Consider the following 15653-nt stretch of genomic DNA (forward strand, 5'->3'; position numbering starts at 1 on the left):
CTCCGGGCGGGGAGCCCGGTGAAGCTCTCGGTGCCAGCGGGCCTGCCGTCCGGAATCACCGCCCTGCTGGCCGGCCGCGGATGCGCCGTGGCAGTGGAGGACGACGCCGGCTGGCTCACCCGGCTCGGAACCGGCAACGGGCTGCCGGCCAGGATCCGGCTGATCGGCGGGGAGCGGCAGGCGGTTGCCGCAGCCATCGGCGGACGCCCCGACGTCGCCGTGTATGACCAGCCGGTGACAGAGTCGGGGCGGGTGGAACTGCTGCCGTTCCTTCATGAACAGGCCATCAGCATTACCGCCCACCGGTTCGGCACGCCCAACCCGCTGGCCGATGTCCTGCCGGGAGTCCCCGGACCCGTGGAACGGATTCGCGCGGAAGCCTAGCGGGGCCGCCTGCCGGATGTTAGGGTCCTCGGCATGGGAACACTCATTTTCGAGTAGCGTCGTGCGCGTATTTCACGCGCAGCGCTCTACGCAGACCACATCATCCGCTTGTTGAGGCCAAAGCCTCCGAGTCCTTCCGTCTGCAATCTCGAAATCCGCCGGTCAGCTATGCGCACCGGCGAGCCCGGAAGGGCCGCGCTCCGGCTCAACAGCCAGAGTAGAAACTGGAGAACCCCATGACGAAGCCGTCACAGCATCCCAAAGAATTTATCCAGCCAACCCAACCGCCAGCCCAGCCGGCCGCCCCGGATATGGACGCAGGCCAGATCCCGGCGATACCGGTCCTGCCTGCGGAGGAACTGCACGTCAATATTGCCCCGGCTGCCGCGCGCAGGCTGAGCGATGAAGGCCTGCGGCGCCTGGCCGCTTCGAAACAGGCAGAGGCCAATCTCCCGGGCTGGCAAAGCCTGGGCAAGGGAGGCAAACCCAACCACGCCAACGGAAAGCAGGGACCGCGCGAGCGGAAGGTCCGCTGGTAGACGCTGCTCCACTCCGCTGTACCGGGGTCCTGCCGCAGGCATAATGCCTGCGGCAGGGCTTTCCCCGGCAGGGCTTTCCCCGGCAGGGCTTTCCCCGGCAGGGCTTGCTTTGGCGGGGCTTGCTTTGGCCGGGCAATGTTTGGCCGGGCCGGCTGCAGCCCGGCAGCCCGGCTTTCTGCAGCGGGCCTGTTGCTGGGTCGGACGCCGCCGGGGCTTCGACGGCCGCCGCCGAAACACGGCCGTCCTGGTCCTTCGCGGCTGCTGCCCCGGAGGGCCCGGATTGGCGCTGCAGCGAATCCTTGAAATGCTAACCAGCATGGAAACCACACCCGCCGGCACCCTCACCCGCGCCTCCACGCATGCCACCGACGAACTTCAGGCCTGGGTCTCCGGGGATCTGGGCGTAATCCGGCTGAACCGGCCACAGGCGCTCAATGCCATGACCATGGACATGGTTACGGCCATGGACCGGGTGCTGCAGGACTGGGCCGGGGACGACGGCGTGCTCGCTGTCCTGCTCCTCGGAGCCGGTGACCGGGGGCTGTGCGCCGGCGGTGATGTCAGGGCCCTGGCCTCCGGGACGGACGCTGAGGCGATGGCGTTCTGGGCAGCGGAATACGCGCTCAACGCCCGGGTGGCTGATTTTCCGAAACCCTACATTGCGCTGATGGACGGCGTGGTGATGGGCGGCGGGATCGGCGTCTCAGGGCATGCCAACATCCGGATCGCCACGGAGCGGACAAAGGCTGCCATGCCGGAGGTGCGCATCGGTTTGAGTCCGGACTGCGGCGGGGCTCTCCTGCTGGCCCAGGCTCCGGGGGCGCTTGGCACCCATCTGGCCCTGACCGCCGGAACCATGACCGGCGCTGATGCTGTGCTCTGCGGCTTCGCCGACTACTACGTTCCCTCCGGCTCGCTTCCGGCCCTGAGCGCGGCGCTGGAATCCGGCGCCGCCGACGCCGCGTCGGTGGTGGCCGGATTCGCCGTCGAACCTCCGCAGGCTCCGCTGGCGGCCGAGAGGGACTGGATCGACGAATGCTACGCAGGGTCGGATGTGTTGGAGATCCTCGACCGGCTCGGCAGCCATGCTTCCCCGGGTGCTGCTGCTGCGGCCCAGGCTATCCGCGCGATGGCGCCGTTCTCCCTGGAAGTGGCGCTGGCCGCCGTGCGCGCAGCTGCCCGAGAGCCCTCCCTAGACAAGGTGCTGCAGCGGGACCTGGTGATGGCGGCACGGATGATCGGGCGCCCGGACTTCCGGGAAGGCGTGCGTGCCCGTCTCCTCGACCGGGATGCACCGCGCTGGAATCCGTCCAGCCTTCAGGAAGTGGCAGCCGCGGACGTCGCCTGGACGCTGGCCCTCTGACCGGGCCGGTGCCATGATGGTGCCCCATACTCCGGCAGAAGGGGCCCGGCATGCTGCTCAACGGCAGGAACGCAGTTGTTTACGGCGGTGGTGGATCGATCGGAGGAGCCGCCGCACGGGCCTTCGCCCGGGAAGGGGCAAGGGTCTTTCTCGCCGGCCGGAACCCTGAACCGCTGGAGGCCGTCGCGGAGCAGATCCGGGACGCGGGCGGGCTGGTGGAAACCGCGGTCCTGGATGCACTGAACCAGCATGCTGTGAACGAGCACGCCGACGACGTCGCAGCCTCCGCAGGCAGCGTGGACATTTCCTTGAACGTCATCCAGCACGGCGACGTCCAAGGCACACCGATGTCCGCGATGTACCTGGAGGATTATCTGCGGCCCGTGTCGACGGCGGTGCAGACCACTTTCATCACCGCACAGGCCGCGGCCCGGCACATGATGGAGCAGAAATCGGGGGTGATCCTGGCGTTCGGCGGATCCGGCACCCAGGAACCCGGGCAGTACCTGGGCGGGTTAATCACCGCGTTCGAAGCGATCGAGGCAATGCGCCGTCAGCTGGCGGTGGAACTCGGTCCGCACGGCATTCGGGTAGTGACGCTGCGAAGCGGAGGAATACCCGAGTCCCTGCCGCCGGGGATGGAAGGCGGGAAGGAAATCGCCGAGGCGATACGGGAGGCCACCATGCTGAAGCGGGCGGCCACACTGGAGGATGTCGGCAACGCCGCCGTGTTCGCGGCTTCAGACATGGCTTCCAGCGTCACGGCGGCAACGATCAACATCAGTGCGGGAGCACTGATCGACTGGTAAGCGCGCCCCGGTATTCCGGTGTTAGGGCTCGGTCAGCCAGACGGCGAAATCCTCGGTGCTCACTGCGGTGTGGACACCGGTTTCCTCATCACGCAGCCATAACGTGGCCAGCCCCGGCGCGGTGTCCCGCACCTCTCCCCGGTAGTAGACATGGTTGCCGCTGCGGATTTCCACGTGGTCGCCACGGTGGACCGAGCTGACGTTGCGGATGCGGCGGGCGGAAGCATTGGAGGAAGCTGGGGACGTACTGGCTGAGGGCAAACTAAAACTCCTGGGTCGTGAGGGTGCCTAGTTATGTCAACCAGCCAACTGCGCAAAAATATTCCCAAAGCGGTATCCTCCCCCTGACGCCGGGTCAGTCCGGGGCGTACAGTCTGGGCCATGGACATCGTGGATTTCCTGCTGATGCGCTTTCACGAAGACGCCGCGGAGTCCCGCAAGCTGCTGGGCGGCTCCGAAATTTCCCTCTCGGACCGCTGGTATGAAGAGAGGCTTCTGCGGGAATGCGAAGCCAAGCTCATGCTGATCGACATCATTGGTGGTGCCCGGCGCAACGCCCTGTCCAGGATGCTGCAGGACACTGAATCTGACACGCGCAGCTACGCGGATGAACTCGAATGGACGACTCTCGCCCTCGCTGCGCTGGCTGCACCGTACGCGGACCATACCGAATATCAGGATGTCTGGCGGCTGGTCGAAAAACGTCCCTGAACTCCCAGTCGTCCCCGTGCTTTCAGACCAGCGTGTCCAAGGCCCTGTCCTGCGGCGCCCGAACACCCTAGATTGGGCTGCATGACTGAGGGAGACCCCGTGAACGGGGAAAGCACCGGCGGTACCAGCGAGCGGGAACTCCTGGAACGGCTTGCCGGCGTTAAACGCGTCGCGACGACGTTCACCGGATGGGACGGCGGCGTGCAGGAGGTTTCCAGCAAGACACTTCGGCGGATCCTCTCTGCACGGGGAGCACGGGCCGGGAACCGCGCCGAGGCCGAAGCCTCGCTGGAACAAGCACTGACCGCACCCTGGCGCCAGATCCTGCCCCCGACTGTTGTTATCCGGCAGGGCCGTCCCGGGCCCGTCCCCGTACACCTTCCAACCGGAAGCCCGGCGCGGGCGTGGATTGAACTGGAGCAGGGCGGGTCCATCGAGGTGCCGTGGAACCCTGACCCGGAGGAAACCGCCGTCGTCGACGGGGCGGACCGCCAACGCACCCAGCTTGCGTTGCCACTGGACCTGCCCCTGGGCTGGCACCGGCTGCACATCGACGCCGGCGGCGACCAGGTCGAGGCTGTGCTCGCTGTGACACCGGACCGGTTGGAAACGGCCGGCCAGAACGGACGGTCCCGGGCCTGGGGGATGATGGCCCAGCTTTACTCAGTACGTTCGACGCGGTCCTGGGGGATCGGGGACCTGGCCGACCTCGCTGACCTCTCCGCGATCTCCGGTGAGGAGGGTGCGGACTTTATGCTCATCAACCCCCTCCATGCGGCGCAGTCCATGCCGCCGGTGGAAGATTCGCCCTACCTTCCTGCGACCCGCCGGTTCTTCAACCCGCTGTACATCCGGGTAGAAGCCATTTCCGAGTACAGCTACATCCCGCCGGAGGACCGGAGGCAGATCGAAGCCCTGGCGGAAGGACAGCAGGCACTAAACCGAGATCCACGGCTGCTGGACCGGGATACCGCCTTCGCCGCCAAACTTAAAGCGCTGCGGCGGGTCTACCGGGTGCCCCGCAGCCCCTCCCGCGAACAGCAGCTCCAGGCCTTTATTGACGGCGAAGGCGAGGGCCTGGACAGTTTCGCCCTCTGGTCCGCGCTGGCAGCCGAATATCCCGCCGACGCGCCGGTATGGCATGCAGGTCTGCACAGCGGCTTTGCCCGTGAAAAGGCTGCTGAACTGGCCGGCGAAATCGAGTTCTACAAGTGGCTGCAGTGGGTCTGCGACGAACAGCTTGAGGCAGCCCAGCGGGCGGCCCGGCAGGCGGGAATGGGCATCGGAATCGTCCACGACCTCGCCGTCGGGGTCCATCCCGGCGGGGCGGATGCCTGGACACTGAAGAATGTCCTGGTCCCCGAGGTCTCGGTGGGAGCCCCGCCGGATATGTTCAACCAGCGCGGACAAGACTGGAGCCAGCCGCCGTGGGATCCCGACCGCCTGGCGCGGACCGGCTACGGCGCCTACCGCGACATGCTGCGGACCATCCTGCGCCACGCCGGCGGTGTGCGCGTGGACCACATTCTTGGCCTGTTCCGGCTCTGGTGGATCCCCCGAGGTGAGCTGCCCGGTGAAGGCGCCTACGTGTACTACGACCACGAGGCGCTCGTCGGAATCCTGGCCCTGGAAGCCCACCGGGCCGGCGCCGTCGTTATCGGGGAAGACCTGGGCGTCTTCGAACCGTGGGTGCAGGACTATTTGGCGGAACGCGGAGTCCTGGGCACGGCCATCATGTGGTTTGAGCAGACATCCGAGGGTCCGCGGCCGCCGCAGGATTACCGCCCGGCGGCCCTCACGACGATCGGCACGCACGACCTGCCGCCCGCCGCGGGCTACCTGGCCGGGGAACACGTCACCCTGCGCGGATCGCTGGGCCTGCTGAACCGTCCGGTGGAGGAGGAACGCGCACTGGATGAGGCAGCTCGGTCCGCCATCCTCGACCTGGTCCGCGGGCAGGGCCTGCTGCCCGGCGGCGAGGTTTCGGAGGCGGAAACCATTGAAGCCCTGCACCGTTTTATCGCCCGGACCCCGTCCGTACTGATCGGCGTTGGGCTGGTGGATGCTGTGGGGGAGCGGCGCAGCCAGAATCAGCCCGGCACCTCCAGCGAATACCCAAACTGGCGGATTCCGCTGGCCGGCCCGGACGGAACACCGATCCTGCTCGAGGACCTGGCCGCCAATGAACGGTTCCGGTCGCTGGCCCGGGTCATGAACGAATCGCTTCACTGACCGGGCGGCTGGTGGAGCGGCGGCTTACTGGCGGGGCGGCTGGTCAGCGAAGGCAACGCGTTGCAGCAGGGACCGCAGCTGCTCCCGCTCCGCCGGGGACAGCGCCCCCAGGACGGCGTCGCCCGCAGTGGCCACCACGGCGGCTGCCTCCGCGTAGAGCCGCTTGCCCGCTGCCGTCGCGGTGATGATGTTGGAGCGGCGGTCCCGCGGATCCGCCTGGCGCTTGACCGCACCGCGCTTTTCCAGCTGGTCCACCAGTGCCACGATCTGGCTCGGATCCAGGACCAGGAACTCCGCGAGCTCCCGCTGGGACGGGTGCAGCCCGCTGCACGCCAGGGAGAGCACGGAGTAGGAACGAACCTTGAGGCCCAGGGCGGCGAGGTCCTCGTTTGCGCGGCGGGATCCGACTGAACGTGTCCGGGCAGCGAGGAACTCCGTTTCACCGGCCAGCTCCGAAGAATAGAGCCGCTCGATTCGCGTCTCGGGTGAAGTCGCTGCCCCGCCGGTGCGTGAAGTCCCGTTGACCATCTCTGTCATGGAACAAGAGTACGCGCACATTCAACTGTTGACTTTATCAACTATCTCGGATGTCATGGTGTGAAGCAGGACACAAATCACGAGGAGTTTTTTATGGCGTTGCAGGGCAAAACCGCGATTGTTACCGGCAGTGGGCGGGGACTGGGGCTGGCCTATGCCCGGGAACTGGCCCGGCAGGGCGCCGCGGTAGTGGTGAACGACGTCGATGCCTCAGTTGCCGAGGAAGCGGTCGCCGTGATCACGGCCGACGGCGGACGCGCGGTCGCGGTGGTGGCACCGGTGGGTTCCACGGAGACGGCGAAGGCCCTGGTGGCTGCCGCGGTTCAGAATTTCGGCGGCCTGGACATCCTGGTGACCAATGCCGGGGTGCTGCGGGATAAGTCGCTGCTGAAGATGACCGATGAGGACTTTGACCTGGTCATCAACGTGCACCTGCGCGGGACGTTCACCTGTGTCCGGGAGGCGTACGCGTACTTCAAGGAAAACAATGTGGCGGGCCGGATCATCACGATCGGTTCCCCGACCGGGCAGCGCGGGAACTTCGGGCAGACCAACTATGCTGCGGCGAAGGCCGGGATCGTGGGCATGGTCCGGACCTGGGCGCTGGAGATGAAGAAGGCCGGGGTGACCGCGAACGCGGTGATTCCGGTGGCGGCGACGGCGATGACGAAGACCGTTCCGTATTTCGCTGCCGCTGTGGAGGCGGAGGAGCGCGGTGAAGCGATGCCGGACTTCTTCCGCAAGGACCTGGGCTTCGGGACCGCGGAGGATGTGGCGGGGTTGATCGCGTTCCTGGCGTCGGAGGATGCTGCAGGGATTACCGGGCAGGCCATTGGGGTGGGCGGGGACCGGCTGCAGCTGTGGTCCCATCCGGAAGCAGTGGGTACCGAGTACCGGGACGGTGGGTGGACCTCTGCCGACCTCACGGCGGCGTTCCCGTTCGCGGACAAGCTGCAGGGGGTGGGGGAGAAGTTCCCGCCGCTGCCGGCCGAACTCCAGCCCCAGACCGCCGAATCAAATTAGTCATTACGAGAACACAGGAAAAACCACATGAGCGCTACCGTTGTCACTTTTGAAGAACTCACCGGACTGGTCGGCAAGGACCTGGGCTACACCGACTACCTCGAAGTCACCCAGGACCAGATCAACACCTTCGCCGATGCCACCGACGACCACCAGTGGATCCACACCGATCCGGAGAAGGCTAAGGACGGTCCGTTTGGCGCACCGATCGCCCACGGCTTCCTCACCCTCTCACTGATCATTCCGCTCTGGAGCCAGCTCTTCGACGTCGAAGGGGTCAAGACCAAGGTCAATTACGGACTGGACCGGGTCCGCTTCACCAACCCGGTCAAGGTTGGAGCCAAGGTCCGCCTGCACTCGGTGATCGCCGAGGTCACCGAGGTCAAGGGCGGCGTGCAGATCAAGACGTCCAACAAGATCGAAATCGAAGGCGAAGAACGTCCCGCTGTCGTCGCCGAGTTCCTGGCCAGGTTCTACTCCTAGCTCCGGGTTCCACCAACGTTTCCGGCCCCGGCCCCCTCCGCGGGCCGGGGCCGGGACAGCAAGCGCAGTACCAGCACCACCCCCCCCGTAGTATCCATTTCTCCCTCAAGGAAGAGGAAAGTCATGAGGCACTTCATTACCAGCAAGGTCGCCAAGGCCTTTGCACTCGGCGCCGTTGCGTCACTGGCGCTGGCAGGCTGCGGAGGCGGCAGCCTGTCCGGCAGCGGCTCCAGCTCACCCGCCGCGTCGTCCTCGGAATCTGCCGGCAGCGGCGAGCTCGAGAAGATCGTCGTCGGTGTGCTGGCGATCGCGCCGTCCGCAGCCATGCACTACGGCATTGAGGAAGGCATCTTCGAGAAGCACGGACTCGACGTCACGCTCGAGACCGGGCAGGGCGGCGCCGCGATGCTCCCCGCCGTCTCCACCGGCAGCATGAACTTCGCCGTCGGTAACCCGCTGACCGTGATGGTGGCGAAGGACAAGGGCCTGGACATGAAGATTGTCACGGGCTACTCCAACTCCTACGCGGAGGGTGAGGACATCAACGGTGTCGTCACGCGGGCGGACTCCGGCATCACTTCCTTCGCCGACCTCGAAGGCAAGACCGCCACCGTCAACGCCATCAACACCCAGGGCGACCTGACCATCATGGAAGCAGCGTCGATCGCCGGCGCGGATCCCAGTGCGATCAACTTCTCCGAAATGCCCTTCCCGGACATGGAGGCGCAGCTGGAGCTGGGCAACACGGACGCCATCTGGATCCCCGAACCCTTCCTCAGCAAGGCACTGGCCAACCCGGAGAACGTGCTGGTCGGCTACTCCAACCAGGAAGCCATCCCCGGCATGCCCACGATGGTCTCCTTCACCTCCGGTAACTACGCCGAGCAGAACCCGGAAACCGTGGCGAAGTTCAAGGACGCCATGGAAGAGCTCCTGGTGGAGGCCGAGGCCAATATCGATGACGTCAAGGCAACGCTGCCGGCCTTTATGACGATGCCGGCCGAGGTCGCCGCAAAACTCAAGATGGAGCAGTACGACGCCGAGCTTCGCACCGAGCAGCTCACCAGCCTGGGCGAGCTGATGCTCAAGTACAAGTTCGTGGAAAAGGCCCCCGATCTGGGAGCCATGACGGTCGACTAAACCGTCCCGGAGCCCGCCTGCCAGCCTCCCTGAGGGAGACAGGGCAGGCGGGCCCCGGACCCGCAACAAGCTTTCGTACAAGAAATAAGGATGTCTGAGGAAATGCAGAACCAGGGCCTGGGTTCATGGATCCACCGCCAGCGCGTCAAATCCGGTTCCAAGACCGCGCTGATCTTCCGGGATGACCGGACCAGCTACGCCGAACTCGACGAACGGATCAACCGGCTGGCAGCGGTGCTGCGCGCCAACGGTGTGGAACACGGCACCCGTGTTGCTTTCCTGGGGGATAACCACCCGGCCTTCCTCGAGACCTTTTTCGCGGCAGGAGCGCTCGGCGCGGTTTTTGTTCCGCTCAACACCCGCCTGGCCCCGCCGGAAATTCAGTTTGCGCTGCAGGATTCGGGTGCTGCCGTCCTGGTGAACACCCTGGCCCTGGACGAATTGGCCGTCCGAGGTTCCCGCGGGACCGACGTCGGGCTGCGCCTGCTGGTCGACGACGGAACCGGAACCGCCCGCGCCGACGCCGGTGGCCTGCCGGCGCAGGATTATGAGGATTCCCTGAATGGGGAGCCCGGCGGGTTCCTGGACGCCGCGGTGTCGCTGGAGGACGGCGCCATTATCCTATACACCTCCGGCACCACCGGGCAGCCCAAGGGTGCGCTGCTCACCCACGCCAACCTGGCCTGGAACTGCTTCAACGTGCTGGTGGACTACGACGTCGCGGGGGACGACGTCGCCCTGATGATCTCCCCGCTGTTCCACGTCGCTTCCCTCGACATGGGTGTGCTGCCCAACCTGCTCAAGGGCGCCACCGTGATCCTGGAAACCCGGTTCGAGCCGGGACGGACGCTGGATCTGATCGAAAAATACTCCGCCACCTTCATCAGCGGTGTGCCGACGACCTACCAGCTGCTCTGCGAGCACCCTGACTGGGCCAAACGGGACATCAGCTCGCTGCGCAAGCTCACCTGCGGCGGCTCGGCCGTTCCGCTGCGCGTGATCGACGCCTATGAAGAACGCGGACTCGGGTTCTCCAACGGTTACGGCATGACGGAAACTGCCCCCGGTGCCACGGCCCTGCCCCCGGCGCGGTCCCGGGAGAAGGCGGGTTCGGCCGGGATCCCGCACTTCTTTACGTCCGTCCGCATTGCCCATCCGGATGGCGCCGTCGCCGGGCCCGGAGAAGTGGGCGAGGTCCAGATCAGCGGGCCAAACGTCATCAGGTCCTACTGGAACCGCCCGGATGCCACCGAATCCTCCTTCGCGGACGGAACCTGGTTCCGCTCCGGAGACATGGGCTATTTCGACGACGAGGGTTTCCTGTTTATCTCCGACCGGCTGAAGGACATGATCATTTCCGGCGGCGAAAACATCTACCCCGCGGAGGTGGAGCAGATCATCAGCGAACTCGACGCCGTCAGCGGGGTCGCGGTTATTGGGATCCCCGATGAGAAATGGGGCGAGGTTCCCAAGGCCGTAGTTACGGTACGGGACGGCTTCACGCTTGAGCCGGCGCAGGTCCAGGCCCACCTCGACGGACGTCTGGCCCGGTACAAAATCCCCAAGACGGTGGTGGTGGTGGAGGACTTCCCCCGCACGGCCAGCGGGAAGATCCGCAAGACTGATCTGCGGCGGGAGCATGCCGGGTAACCTGCCGTGCCAGCCCCTCCCGGGGACGGGCGGCAGGGCAGCTTCCCGGCGGGTGCAAAGATAAGCGAATGGACCTGAACCTGCTGCGCACCTTCGTCTCCGTATATGAGACTGGCAGCCTGACGGCGTCGGCCCGGGCACTGTTCGTTACACAGCCATCGGTGAGCCATTCCCTTTCCCGGCTCCGCACCGAGTTCGGGGACGCCCTCTTCATCCGCTCCGGGGGGCGGATGCAGCCCACAGCCCTGGCGGCGGAGATTTTCCCCGACTGCCGGGATGCGCTCGTTCGCCTGGACTCCTTGACCGAACGCTCCCGCAGCTTTGACCCCGCCACCTCCACCCGCCGGTTCCGGCTCTGCCTCTCGGACCTGGGGGAACTGGGGTTCCTGCCGGCTGTGCTGCGGCACCTCTCAGAGGTGGCACCGGGGGTGGAGCTCGACGTCGTTCCCATGGACATTGCCTTAGTGGCGGATTGGCTCGAACGCGGGACGGTGGATGCGGCGATCGCGTCCTGGCCGCTGGCCGGCGGTTTTGAGAGTGTGCTGCTGAAGCAGGAGCGCTATGTTGGCCTGCTGCACCGGGACTTTCCGCTGGCCGTGGCGGGCGCGATCTCCATGGAGGAGTTCCTCGCAGCCGGACATGTGGAAGTGGCACGCAGCACCGGACACCAGGCGGCCGGGCAGCGGATGGATGAACTCGGGATTGTCCGGCGGACGCGGGTGCGGGTCCGGCACTTTTCCGTGCTGCCGCAGATCGTCTCCGAATCCGGGCTGATGGCGATCGTGCCCGAGAGCACGGCGGCGGGATGGATTGGCCGCTGGCCGCTGCAGTTGGTGGATCTGCCTTTCGACGTCGACCCCATCGAGGTGCGCCTGCACCTGCCGCAGCCCGGACGCCGCACTCCGGCGCTGGATTGGTTCGGTTCGATGCTCCGGAACGCGCTGCCCGACACGCTATAGATAGTGCTTATAGTAATCAGTCAAATAATTCATTCGCCTCATGATCTCTTCACTTCTAGACTCACTGGTGAGACGCAGGACACATAGCGAATGAAGGACGCCCCATGAAGGTTGCTGAAGCGGTAGGACGAATCCTGGCGGAGCTGGGTGTGCGGCAGGTCTTCGGGGTGACCGGCAGCGGGAACTTCCACTTCACCAACGCACTGGTTAACGGCGGCGCCAGGTTCACCGCCACCCGCCACGAAATGGGTGCGGCCTGCATGGCCGATGCCTATTCCCGCGCCACCGGTGAGGTCGCTGTGGTCAGTGTCCACCAAGGCTGCGGCCTGACCAACGCGATGACCGGCATCGGTGAAGCCGCCAAGAGCAGGACCCCCGTGCTGGTGCTGGCCGGTGACACCCCTCCCACGCAGAAGACCTCCAACTTCTGGGTTGATCAGGACGCCGTTGCCGAATCGGTCGGCGCGGTCGCCGAACGCGTGCATTCCGCCGAAACCGCCGTAGCTGACACAGTCCGTGCCTTCCGGACTGCCCGCGACGAACGCCGGACGGTCCTGCTCAGCATCGCCTTGGACGTGCAGGAGCAGGACCTCGAATTCTCCGTCGATGACATCCCCGCAATAGCGCCGACGCTGGTGCCCGGGCCCTCACCCGAGGCGATACAGCAGCTGGCGGAGCTGCTCGCCGCCGCCGAACGTCCCGTGCTGGTGGCCGGCCGGGGAGCACTGGCTGCCCGCGCCGAAATCGAAGCCCTGGCCGAGCAGACCGGCGCTCTCCTGACTACTTCCGCCGTCGGCCGCGGCATTTTCGCCGGCAACCCCTGGTACCTGGATGTGATGGGCGGCTTCTCCACTCCGGTGACCGCCGAACTGATCCAGGGCGCCGACGTCGTCGTTGCCTTTGGCGCCAGCCTCAACCGCTGGACCTCGCGCAGCGGCTCGCTGCTGGCCGGCGCCCGCGTGGTGCAGGTGGATCTGAGCCCCGAGGCGATCGGGTTCCACCGGCCGGTCGAATTCGGCGTCCTCGGCGACTCCGCCCTGGTGGCCCAGGCCGTGACCCGTGAGCTGGCTTCGCGGGGCGCCGCTTCCGCCGGATACCGCAGCGAAGAGGTGCAGGAGCAGATCAAGTCCGGCAGCGAATGGGTCAACGTGGCCTTCGAGCCGATCGACTCCGCGGAAACGATCGATCCCCGTTCCCTCACCATCGCCTTGAATGACATGGTGCCGATGGAACGCGTGGTGGTGACCGACGGCGGCAACTTCAACGGCTACCCGGCCATGTTCTTCCAGATTCCCGACGCCCGCGCCTACTGCCTGCCGCTGGCCTTCCAATCCATCGGGCTGGCACTGTCCTCCGCGATCGGCGCCGGCCTCGCCAACCCCGACCGCATTGCCATCGCCGGCGTGGGTGACGGCGGTTTTATGATGAGCCTGGCCGAACTGGACACCGCTGTGCGGCTGAAGTTGCCGATGATCGTGCTGGTCTATAACGACAACGCCTACGGTGCCGAGGTCCATCACTTCGTGCACGAGACTGACCAGCTCGAGATCGTCGAGTTCCCGGAGACCGACATTGCGGCCATCGCCCGCGGTTTCGGCTGCACCGGAGTCACGGTGCGCAGCGAGGACGATCTGGCCGGCGTGCAGGCCTGGCTGGACGGGGACCGCACCACGCCCCTGGTGATCGATGCCAAGATCAGTTCCTTCGCCTCCTGGGTCCTCGCGCACACCTTCGGCGACGACGAATAAGGAACCGCCACCGAAAGCGGTACTGCCCCTACACTGGGGCGGTACCGCATTCGCGGTTTTGCGACGCCGCTGGTTTCGCCGCTGTTCCAAGACCGCTGTTCCGATACCGCCAAGTAGCCAAGGACTGACATGACTCAGCTTTCCCGGGGCGATACCGCCCCCGCATTCACCCTTCCCGACGCCGACGGCAACCAGGTCTCCCTCGCCGACTTTTCCGGCCGGAACGTTGTGGTCTACTTCTATCCGGCGGCCGGCACCCCGGGCTGCACCACCGAAGCGTGCGAATTCCGCGACAACCTGGCGGCGCTGCAGAAGGACGGATACGACGTCGTCGGCATCTCGCCTGATGGCCCTGACGCGCTGCGGGAGTTCATCCGGGACCAGGCACTGACCTTCCCGCTGCTTTCCGACCCGGACACTGCGGTGGCCAAGGCCTATGGTGCGTATGGTGAGCAGAGCTTCGGCGGCAAAACGTTCACGGGCCTGCTCCGCTCCACCGTCACCGTCGATCCCGACGGCAAAGTCCTCACGGCTGAATACGGCGTTAAGCCTTCCGGGCATGTTGCCCGGCTGCGGGAAGAACTGGCCGCACTGCGGGGCTGAGAAGGCTGCCTGATAACTTGCTGCGGCTGTGAAACACCCGGCCCGCTCCCGGACAGGTACAGGGTATGACCCACTTCTCCGGCCCTCCTGACCGGGAGCGCACCTTCCGGACGCTGTATGCAGCGGTATACCCGGACCTGCTCCGGTTTGTGCAGCGCCGCACGCCTGCCGACCGTGCCGAAGACATCGTCGCGGACACCTTCCTGGTGGTCTGGCGCAGGCTGGACGATCTGCCGCGTTCCGACGGCGATGCCCGGGCCTGGATCTTCGGCATCAGCCGCAACATCGCGCTCAACAACCGGCGCGGTGAGCAGCGTCGCGAGTCCCTTGGCCTGCGCTTGGTGGACGCCCTTGACGTGACTGCCTCCTGCGAGGACATCGATCTGGCGACGAGCCGGATGGATCTGGCCAGAAGCTGGCGGCTCCTGTCCGAGGTCCATCAGGAGGCCCTTGGCCTGGCCGTCTTCGAAGAACTGACCGGCCCGCAGGCCGCCGCCGTGCTTGGCATCTCACCGCTTGCCTTCCGCCTGCGACTCACCCGTGCCCGCCGGGCACTCCGGCTCCTGCTCGACCACCTCCCGGCGTCGTCAGGTACGCCGCAGCCCGTTTCCGGAAGGACACCGACATCATGATGCGCGACGAAAATCTCGACACCCTGCTCCGCTCCCTTGATCCGGCCGACGCCGGCGCTTCCGGGGACACGCTGCGGGCCCGTACCGACCTGGACCGGATTCTGGCGAGCGACCCGCCTGGCCAGGCGTTTCCGGCTGGCCCGGCTGCTGTTCCGACGTCGGGGGAAGCGCAGAACCTCCACCCACTGCCCCCGCGGAAGGTGCACCGGAAGGTCCGCCGCGGTGTTCTGATCGGTGCGGCCGCGGCAGTGACCGCAGGCCTGATCGCGCTTCCCGCGGTCAGCGGCGGCGACCCGGCCTACGCCACCTGGACTGCCGCTCCGGGGGCGATGGCCCCGGCGGCCGCGGAAAAGGCCGCGGATGACTGCCGGTCCTCCGGCAGGCACACAGACGGGGTTGCACAAGCAGAGCTGGCGATTGCCGAGCAGCGCGGCGCCTGGACGACGGTCATTCTGACCGGCGACGACGGATGGTCGGCCATGTGCGTCACCGATGACTCCATGTTCGGCGGGTCTTTCGGCTATTCCGGAAATCCTGATGGGAGCCCAACCCCCGAGCCTCGGGACTTGCTTCCCCATGGGATGGGGATGGGGACGACGTCGGCGGGCAGCCTCTCCATGGTGGTGGGCGCTGCGGGCTCCGACGTCGTGAGCGTGTCCTACCTGAGCCAGGCGGAGGGTGAAGTCATCGGGAGCGTCTCCAAGGGGCAGTTCGTGCTCTGGTTCCCCGGGGATGAACTGGAACACTATGACGCTGACCATGACGGCGAAGGAGTCGAGTTGCAGGTGACCTATGCCGACGGGTCGTCCGGCCCGGTCCGCGTCGGGCTCTGAGGCGGGA

17 protein-coding genes are annotated in these 15653 nt (G+C 66.3%); 15 read left to right on the forward strand and 2 right to left on the reverse strand.

What is annotated here, in order from left to right:
* The 4 genes from RTN46_RS05270 to RTN46_RS05285 all read left to right on the forward strand — a co-directional run.
* Positions 1-384, forward strand: a 384-nt coding sequence (locus RTN46_RS05270; protein WP_312179591.1) for a hypothetical protein, incomplete at its 5' end; no start/stop codon positions are given.
* Between the two features lie 236 nt (positions 385-620).
* Positions 621-923 (forward strand): hypothetical protein, encoded by a 303-nt coding sequence (locus tag RTN46_RS05275; protein WP_312179592.1) that lies wholly within the window; start codon positions 621-623, stop codon positions 921-923.
* A gap of 316 nt (positions 924-1239) precedes the next feature.
* The gene (locus tag RTN46_RS05280; RefSeq protein WP_312179594.1) at positions 1240-2286 is read left to right on the forward strand and encodes a 3-hydroxyisobutyryl-CoA hydrolase; all 1047 of its coding nucleotides are present in this window, start codon (positions 1240-1242) and stop codon (positions 2284-2286) included.
* A gap of 50 nt (positions 2287-2336) precedes the next feature.
* Positions 2337-3095 carry an SDR family oxidoreductase gene (locus RTN46_RS05285; protein WP_312179595.1) on the forward strand — a complete coding sequence of 253 codons (759 nt, stop codon included), beginning with the start codon at positions 2337-2339 and terminating at the stop codon, positions 3093-3095.
* A gap of 21 nt (positions 3096-3116) precedes the next feature.
* On the opposite strand, the gene RTN46_RS05290 is transcribed toward RTN46_RS05285, so the two are convergent.
* Positions 3117-3356, reverse strand: a complete 240-nt coding sequence (locus tag RTN46_RS05290) for a hypothetical protein (RefSeq protein WP_312179596.1) — start codon at positions 3354-3356, stop codon at positions 3117-3119.
* Between the two features lie 120 nt (positions 3357-3476).
* Between RTN46_RS05290 and RTN46_RS05295 the strand changes: the two genes are divergently transcribed.
* Together RTN46_RS05295 and malQ are read left to right on the forward strand one after the other, a co-directional pair.
* A complete protein-coding gene (locus tag RTN46_RS05295; protein WP_312179597.1) occupies positions 3477-3806 on the forward strand; it encodes a DUF6221 family protein in 330 nt (109 codons plus the stop codon).
* An 81-nt stretch (positions 3807-3887) separates the two neighbouring features.
* On the forward strand, positions 3888-6038 hold the full coding sequence (malQ, locus tag RTN46_RS05300; protein WP_312179598.1) for a 4-alpha-glucanotransferase: 2151 nt from the start codon (positions 3888-3890) through the stop codon (positions 6036-6038).
* 24 nt (positions 6039-6062) lie between these two features.
* Here the strand turns inward: malQ and RTN46_RS05305 are convergent, their stop codons facing one another.
* On the reverse strand, positions 6063-6575 hold the full coding sequence (locus RTN46_RS05305) for a MarR family winged helix-turn-helix transcriptional regulator (RefSeq protein WP_312179600.1): 513 nt from the start codon (positions 6573-6575) through the stop codon (positions 6063-6065).
* Positions 6576-6668: 93 nt separating this feature from the next.
* On the opposite strand from RTN46_RS05305, the gene RTN46_RS05310 reads away from it, so the two are divergent.
* The 9 genes from RTN46_RS05310 to RTN46_RS05350 all read left to right on the forward strand — a co-directional run bounded on the left by RTN46_RS05310 (position 6669) and on the right by RTN46_RS05350 (position 15646).
* Positions 6669-7598, forward strand: a complete 930-nt coding sequence (locus RTN46_RS05310) for an SDR family NAD(P)-dependent oxidoreductase (RefSeq protein ID WP_312179602.1) — start codon at positions 6669-6671, stop codon at positions 7596-7598.
* A 27-nt stretch (positions 7599-7625) separates the two neighbouring features.
* Positions 7626-8081: a MaoC family dehydratase gene (locus tag RTN46_RS05315; protein WP_312179604.1), complete on the forward strand. Its 456-nt coding sequence runs from the start codon at positions 7626-7628 to the stop codon at positions 8079-8081.
* A 123-nt stretch (positions 8082-8204) separates the two neighbouring features.
* A complete protein-coding gene (locus tag RTN46_RS05320) occupies positions 8205-9221 on the forward strand; it encodes an ABC transporter substrate-binding protein (RefSeq protein WP_312179606.1) in 1017 nt (338 codons plus the stop codon).
* 102 nt (positions 9222-9323) lie between these two features.
* Positions 9324-10871, forward strand: a complete 1548-nt coding sequence (locus tag RTN46_RS05325) for a long-chain fatty acid--CoA ligase (protein ID WP_312179658.1) — start codon at positions 9324-9326, stop codon at positions 10869-10871.
* Between the two features lie 68 nt (positions 10872-10939).
* Positions 10940-11830 (forward strand): LysR substrate-binding domain-containing protein, encoded by an 891-nt coding sequence (locus RTN46_RS05330; protein ID WP_312179607.1) that lies wholly within the window; start codon positions 10940-10942, stop codon positions 11828-11830.
* A 104-nt stretch (positions 11831-11934) separates the two neighbouring features.
* The gene (locus RTN46_RS05335; RefSeq protein ID WP_312179609.1) at positions 11935-13578 is read left to right on the forward strand and encodes a thiamine pyrophosphate-binding protein; all 1644 of its coding nucleotides are present in this window, start codon (positions 11935-11937) and stop codon (positions 13576-13578) included.
* A gap of 129 nt (positions 13579-13707) precedes the next feature.
* Positions 13708-14181 (forward strand): thioredoxin-dependent thiol peroxidase, encoded by a 474-nt coding sequence (bcp, locus tag RTN46_RS05340; RefSeq protein WP_312179610.1) that lies wholly within the window; start codon positions 13708-13710, stop codon positions 14179-14181.
* 65 nt (positions 14182-14246) lie between these two features.
* Positions 14247-14813, forward strand: coding sequence for a sigma-70 family RNA polymerase sigma factor (locus RTN46_RS05345; RefSeq protein ID WP_312179611.1), 567 nt, complete (start codon positions 14247-14249; stop codon positions 14811-14813).
* Positions 14810-15646: a hypothetical protein gene (locus RTN46_RS05350; protein ID WP_312179613.1), complete on the forward strand. Its 837-nt coding sequence runs from the start codon at positions 14810-14812 to the stop codon at positions 15644-15646. The genes RTN46_RS05345 and RTN46_RS05350 overlap by 4 nt, the downstream gene beginning before the upstream one ends.
* Positions 15647-15653: the final 7 nt, after the last annotated feature.

Origin of the sequence: Arthrobacter sp., from assembly GCF_031988865.1 — a bacterium.
In the GTDB taxonomy this organism is placed as follows: Bacteria; Actinomycetota; Actinomycetes; order Actinomycetales; family Micrococcaceae; genus Arthrobacter_B.

Bases quoted from the DNA above. Each gene is read 5' to 3' on its own strand.
- RTN46_RS05275 (WP_312179592.1), top strand. From the start codon at position 621: ATGACGAAGCCGTCACAGCATCCCAAAGAATTTATCCAGCCAACCCAA.
- RTN46_RS05280 (WP_312179594.1), top strand. From the start codon at position 1,240: ATGGAAACCACACCCGCCGGCACCCTCACCCGCGCCTCCACGCATGCC.
- RTN46_RS05285 (WP_312179595.1), top strand. From the start codon at position 2,337: ATGCTGCTCAACGGCAGGAACGCAGTTGTTTACGGCGGTGGTGGATCG.
- RTN46_RS05295 (WP_312179597.1), top strand. From the start codon at position 3,477: ATGGACATCGTGGATTTCCTGCTGATGCGCTTTCACGAAGACGCCGCG.
- malQ (WP_312179598.1), top strand. From the start codon at position 3,888: ATGACTGAGGGAGACCCCGTGAACGGGGAAAGCACCGGCGGTACCAGC.
- RTN46_RS05305 (WP_312179600.1), bottom strand. From the start codon at position 6,575: ATGACAGAGATGGTCAACGGGACTTCACGCACCGGCGGGGCAGCGACT.
- RTN46_RS05310 (WP_312179602.1), top strand. From the start codon at position 6,669: ATGGCGTTGCAGGGCAAAACCGCGATTGTTACCGGCAGTGGGCGGGGA.
- RTN46_RS05315 (WP_312179604.1), top strand. From the start codon at position 7,626: ATGAGCGCTACCGTTGTCACTTTTGAAGAACTCACCGGACTGGTCGGC.
- RTN46_RS05320 (WP_312179606.1), top strand. From the start codon at position 8,205: ATGAGGCACTTCATTACCAGCAAGGTCGCCAAGGCCTTTGCACTCGGC.
- RTN46_RS05325 (WP_312179658.1), top strand. From the start codon at position 9,324: ATGCAGAACCAGGGCCTGGGTTCATGGATCCACCGCCAGCGCGTCAAA.
- RTN46_RS05330 (WP_312179607.1), top strand. From the start codon at position 10,940: ATGGACCTGAACCTGCTGCGCACCTTCGTCTCCGTATATGAGACTGGC.
- RTN46_RS05335 (WP_312179609.1), top strand. From the start codon at position 11,935: ATGAAGGTTGCTGAAGCGGTAGGACGAATCCTGGCGGAGCTGGGTGTG.
- bcp (WP_312179610.1), top strand. From the start codon at position 13,708: ATGACTCAGCTTTCCCGGGGCGATACCGCCCCCGCATTCACCCTTCCC.
- RTN46_RS05345 (WP_312179611.1), top strand. From the start codon at position 14,247: ATGACCCACTTCTCCGGCCCTCCTGACCGGGAGCGCACCTTCCGGACG.
- RTN46_RS05350 (WP_312179613.1), top strand. From the start codon at position 14,810: ATGATGCGCGACGAAAATCTCGACACCCTGCTCCGCTCCCTTGATCCG.